A 5,530-nucleotide genomic window follows, 5' to 3' on the forward strand; every position below is an offset into this window, starting at 1 on the left:
AAACTTCAGAAGAGATTATCAAAAACAGGTAAGTTTGGTGGCTTAATGGGGGCATTGCTAGGTCTTCCCACACCATTTTGTAGTGCCTCTATGGTTCCAGTATCAATGGGGATGGTAGAGATGGGAGCACCATTTGCTATGGTTTTTTCTTTTTTACTTTCAGCGCCATTGGCAAATTTTGTTGTGGTAGGTTTTATTTTTGGTGTTTTTGGGTGGAAAGTTGCATTGGTTTACTTTCTCATTGTTTTTATCGGTTCGGTTTTATTCGGAACTCTTTTTGGAAAAACATCGATTAAGAATGAAGTTAAAAGAATCAACCTAGATTCCAAAGACACTAATGTTGAAGATTCATCTCAACAGGTTGTAAGTTGTGGAACTTCATCAAATAATAATTCATCTCAACAAGTTGCAAGTTGCGGTACTTCATCAAATAATAATTCATCTCAACAAGTTGCAAGTTGCGGTACTTCATCAAATAATAATTCATCTCAACAAGTTGCAAGTTGCGGTACTTCATCAAATAGCGTATGTGGTGAATCTAATCCGAAATTGAATGAGGCATTTTCGTTTGGTTGGGCATTGTTCAAACGTATACTTCCATATGTTTTAATTGGGGCGGTTATAAGTGCTGCTTTAGTAGCATTTGTGCCAGATACTTGGATTCAAAAATATCTAGGAAATGATAGTCCACTTGCTATCCCTATTGCGGCAGGAATTGGTGTTCCTCTATATCTGCGAATTGAGATGGCTATTCCTATATTAAAAGCACTTATTGTGAAAGGTATGAGTATGGGCGCGGCAATTGCTTTAATAATTGGCGGAACGGGTGCTAGTTTACCTGAAATAGCACTCATCTCTTCAATGTTAAAACCAAAAGCAATAATGGCATTTATTCTTTCGGTTATGACAATGGCGATTGTTGGAGGTTTTATCTTTTACTTTTTCTTTTAAAGTGAAATTTATGAGATCTTTTAAAAATATTATTAACTTCCTTTTCAAAGCTTGTCCTTATTCTTTTATAGGAAGAAAATGTTTTGACGCAGTTAAGGGAAAGACTAGATCACATACCAATAAAAACTTGAATGACAGAATTCTGTCATTCAAGTTAGGTATAAAAACAGGACGTAATATTTCATTGGTTGGTGTGTTTTGTCCTATCCTATGGTATTCAATTTTATCAGGATCGAGTAAAAGGTTTATAGAACTAAATCTAATACATTCCGCAATTATTGCAGGTTTAGGCCTTTTAGTTATAGTTATTAATTATATCGCATTATTCAATTATCGAAGAACAATCTAAAAGTGTTCGTTTTGCTTGTGTATAACGTACGGATAACACAACAAGTTGTGTTATCTCCATTTTAGTTAAAGTACTAATCTAGTGGATTTTTTATTGTTTTAAAAGTATTTGTGGCTACATGCGTATAAATTTCAGTGGTTTTTGTGGATTGATGACCCAGTATAACTTGTATTTGTCTCAAATCGACCCCTGCCTCCAACAAGTGCGTCGCAAAACTATGCCTTAACATATGCGGGGTTACTGGAACAGCAATTTTAGCTTTTAGAGCCGCGTTCTTTATGATATTTACTACGGCCTGGCCAGAATATCGATCCCCCTTTTGACCTTCAAAGAGATAGTCTTTGGGTTTCCAGATTTTATAATAGCTGCGTAAATTTAATAATGCATTATGAGATAATAGGCTTAGTCGATCCTTATTCCCTTTGGCCTGTTTTATCCTTACCAGCATTCTCTTACTATCGATATCATTAATTTTTAAATTCAGTAATTCACTTCTTCTCAAGCCGGAACCATAGATAAGTTGGACTATGCATTTATGTTTTAGATTGTTGGTATGGGCTATTATGGATAGCACTTCCTCCCTCGAAATAACCTGTGGGAGTCTATATGCTTTTCTGGGGCGTTCGATTTCATAAAAACGGTTGGGCATACCCAATACCACTTCATAATAAAATTTTATAGCATTGATGGCCTGGTTGAGATAGGAGCTTGATTTTTCCTGGCGAATGAGCCTTTGCAGGTAAGCGCGTATATGCGTTTCATTTAGTGTATATGGGTCTTTATCTGGATAGCAATTGATAAACTGTTCAAAAAAAGTCACATAGGTTCGTACTGTATTTACGGCATAACGTTTCAGTTCTAATTTAAGCAGGTAATCTTCAGGACAACGGCGATAATTATCGGGAAGGCTTCTGTGACGAAACCAATCCGCATCTACCTTTTCATTACCGGGTTTTATAGGCCTGTTGGTTAAGAAACGATTATAATTGATCCAGGCAACTCCTTTAAACGTATTATTCAATTGTGCCAGATTTTTTTTGCTATTGGGAATATAGACCAAATGGTACTTAGGGCTCCATTTTGGGCTATCCAGACTTTTTATAAGTGCCTGTATAACCTTATCTGGAGCGAACCTGATACCAATCACCTTCTGATTATTGATCATCAGATTATACAGTGTAATATTTTTAATCGAACCCATTGTTCAATATTACAGCATTTTAAAAATATTAGCGGTATATTAGTCGTATAATATACGTTTATTGTTATGAAGAGGTGCCCGGTTTGTGAATCACGTATTATTGGTAGGTCGGATAAGAAATTTTGTTCGACCAAATGTAAATCCGTTCACCAGTATGAAACACGACAAAAAACAGAGGCTTTTTATCTCGAGATCGATCGTCAACTAAAAATAAACCGAAAGATTTTAAAAACCTATAATTACAAAGGGTATACTACGGTAAGGAAATCAGCACTCCTAAACGACGGTTTTAATCCCGGTTTTTTCACTCATTATTGGAAAAATTCCAGAGGGGATGTATACTTTTTTGTTTATGATTATGGTTTTCTAGATCTAAAAAAATCAGGTAAAAATAAATATCTGATTGTACAATGGCAGGAATATATGCGTAAATAGCTTATTATAACCAAATCATTACACTCCTGGATTTGTATTAATGCTAGAAAATTTTGCTAATAGCAACAGATATTAACATGCTTCATTACTTTTATTAATAGATTTTTGATTATGAAGGTTTTGACGCTTTACCAATATAAACTATTATCAGATCATGAGCAATACGATTTATTATTTAGCCAAGGGGATTTCTTGGTAATGGTTATAGAGGGGAATTCCCGATTTGTTGTTTAAGCGCTTTTCAGGTTTTTTGTGGAAGTAGAATATAATAATAGGGAAAATAAAATCATTGGTCTTAAAAGTTTTGTGACCGGTGAAATTATGGATATGTATAGTAAACTTAGTTTCTGAGATAGTGTTCAATTAAAAAAATATTCCCAAAGCTTTAAAATAATGATATTGCAGTTGTATTACAAGATGAAATAATACAGCGGAATAATTTATGATTTGTTCCATTAAGAAAATTTAATTTTTTATTTTAGTAATCCGTGAAATTGACGAAACAAGTCAATTAATTTTGAAAAAATGATCCCGATTCGGTGACCTTTTGAAATTTAATTTTGAAACCTCCCGATTTACAAGGTATATGAGAGATGGGTTGCGGCCTGTCATCCCGACTTTTTAAACTACCAAATTTTGGTTAATTAAGGGTAATTATATGGTTTTCATTTAGTTACCCTTTTTTAATGCGTTAAATTCTATCAAACTTCACCAGCTATAATGTGAGTTATTCGTGAGTTTTGGTCTTTTTCGTGAGTTAATCGTGAGCTTATTTTTTGTATCTTGATTAGCCCCGTGACCCTTAGTAAATATTGATCGTTTTGGCTTTCAACCCTTAATTATTGTTTCATTTAACAAACAAAACGATGCGTACCACTCAAACATTTATGATTTCTTTTTTCATCCGCAAGAAAAAAAACAAGCCGGAAGAAGCCCTCCTTTATGCCCGAATATCAGTTAATGGCATTTATATTGAAATGAGCCTAAAACGTAGCTTGGAAGTAAGCCGTTGGAATCAATCAGCCTGCAAGCTAAATGGCAGCAGTATGGAAAGTCAGCAACTCAATAAAAAAATAGACGATACCAAGGCACTATTATATAGAGCATATGACAGCCTGCAAAAAGAAGATCAGGTGATTACCGCCAGTGCAGTAAAGTCACGATACCTGGGCATTGATAAAAAACACTACACCTTAACACAATTACTGGACTACCATTCCACTAAAATGAAAGGTGTTTTGAAATATGGAACATTAAAGAATTATACCACTACAGAAACCTATCTAAAAAATTACCTAAGAGAAAAACGTAACATCTCAGATCTTTATTTAAGACAAATTGATTACCAATTTACGCTAGGTTTCGAGTGATTTCTGCGTGATTTATCATCTTTAAGTAACAATGGCGTAATGAAACATATGGAGCGCTTTAAAAAGCTTATGCGCCTTGCTGAAGATCTGGATTGGATTGAAAAGAACCCGACCAAACGGTTTAAACTTCGCTTTCAGCATGTTGATATGGTGTATTTATCAAAAGCAGAATTACAAAAGATCAAGGAAAAGAAGTTCAAACGCTATACACTTAGCATTAACCGTGATATTTTTGTGTTTTGCTGCTATACCGGTTTGCCTTATGGTGATGTACTCGAACTAAAGAAAAAGCATATTCAAATCGGAATTGATGGTAAAAAATGGATTTATACAAGGCGAATGAAAACAAACACACTGCTTAGAATCCCACTGCTGGAAGAAGCTGAACGCATCTTAGAAAAATATAAAGAGCATCCACGAGTAAATAATAGTGATATCTTGCTTCCGGTGTATTCCAACCAAAAAACAAATCAATACTTAAGAGAGATTACCAAAGCCGTCAAAATTAATAAACAGCTTAGTTTTCATGCGGCAAGGCATACTTTTGCGACGACGGTAACTTTAGCTAATGGTGTACCCATCGAAACGGTCTCCAAGCTTTTAGGGCATACTAAATTATCAACCACTCAAATTTATGCACGAGTGATTGATTCTAAAATTTCAAATGATATGGATAAGTTGAGGGGGAAAGTTTAAAATATTAGAATTTATTCTTCTTTGCAGTAGTAAATAAATTTTCTATCGAGTATTTTATTACCGATATTATATTCTTTTCTATGCTGAATTTTAGCTTCTCTCAAACTTTTAAAATAATGAACATGGACTTCAAGTGTGGTAATCATTCTAGAGCCTAAGTGATCTATGAATTGACTTTGTAAATCTTCAGTAAGATTTTTATATGATCTTCATAATAAGATATATCACATGTAAATTGCTTAACATCACTAAAAATTTCAGTTTCATTTGTAAGTAAGGTTTTGTTTTCAGCTGACAAATAATAATATTTAACTTCATCTAAGGGAAATCCTTTATAATCAAATATACTTTGGGCAATAGTGAATTTACATACAAATAGTATAGCTGTAATAGTAATTATTTTTTTCATTTTTGATTATCCGTAAATACTCATAATTTTTTAATTTTGATTATATTCACCTCAAATTCAATATAATGAATATCTTCACTTTTACAGCTCATTTTGATAGTGAGCAATCCTGTCGGGCG

General features: G+C 33.8%; 4 protein-coding genes and 1 pseudogene. 3 read left to right on the top strand and 2 right to left on the bottom strand.

The annotated features are described in order from the left end of the window. Positions 1–951, top strand: a 951-nt coding sequence (locus L1967_RS21915; RefSeq protein ID WP_249603629.1) for a permease, incomplete at its 5' end; no start/stop codon positions are given. Between the two features lie 422 nt (positions 952–1,373). Here L1967_RS21915 and xerA read toward each other — a convergent pair. Then, complete coding sequence (gene xerA, locus L1967_RS21920; protein WP_249603630.1) at positions 1,374–2,501, bottom strand: site-specific tyrosine recombinase/integron integrase; 1,128 nt, start codon at positions 2,499–2,501, stop codon at positions 1,374–1,376. A gap of 66 nt (positions 2,502–2,567) precedes the next feature. Between xerA and L1967_RS21925 the strand changes: the two genes are divergently transcribed. Both L1967_RS21925 and L1967_RS22425 read left to right on the top strand, forming a co-directional pair. Beyond that, complete coding sequence (locus L1967_RS21925; protein WP_249603631.1) at positions 2,568–2,936, top strand: hypothetical protein; 369 nt, start codon at positions 2,568–2,570, stop codon at positions 2,934–2,936. A gap of 887 nt (positions 2,937–3,823) precedes the next feature. Next, positions 3,824–5,002: pseudogene (locus L1967_RS22425) on the top strand (site-specific integrase). 163 nt (positions 5,003–5,165) lie between these two features. Here the strand turns inward: L1967_RS22425 and L1967_RS21940 are convergent. Further along, positions 5,166–5,411, bottom strand: coding sequence for a hypothetical protein (locus L1967_RS21940; RefSeq protein WP_249603632.1), 246 nt, complete (start codon positions 5,409–5,411; stop codon positions 5,166–5,168). Between the last annotated feature and the right edge of the window lie 119 nt (positions 5,412–5,530).

The sequence above is a fragment of the Zunongwangia pacifica genome (assembly GCF_023499215.1).
Lineage (GTDB): Bacteria > Bacteroidota > Bacteroidia > Flavobacteriales > Flavobacteriaceae > Zunongwangia > Zunongwangia pacifica.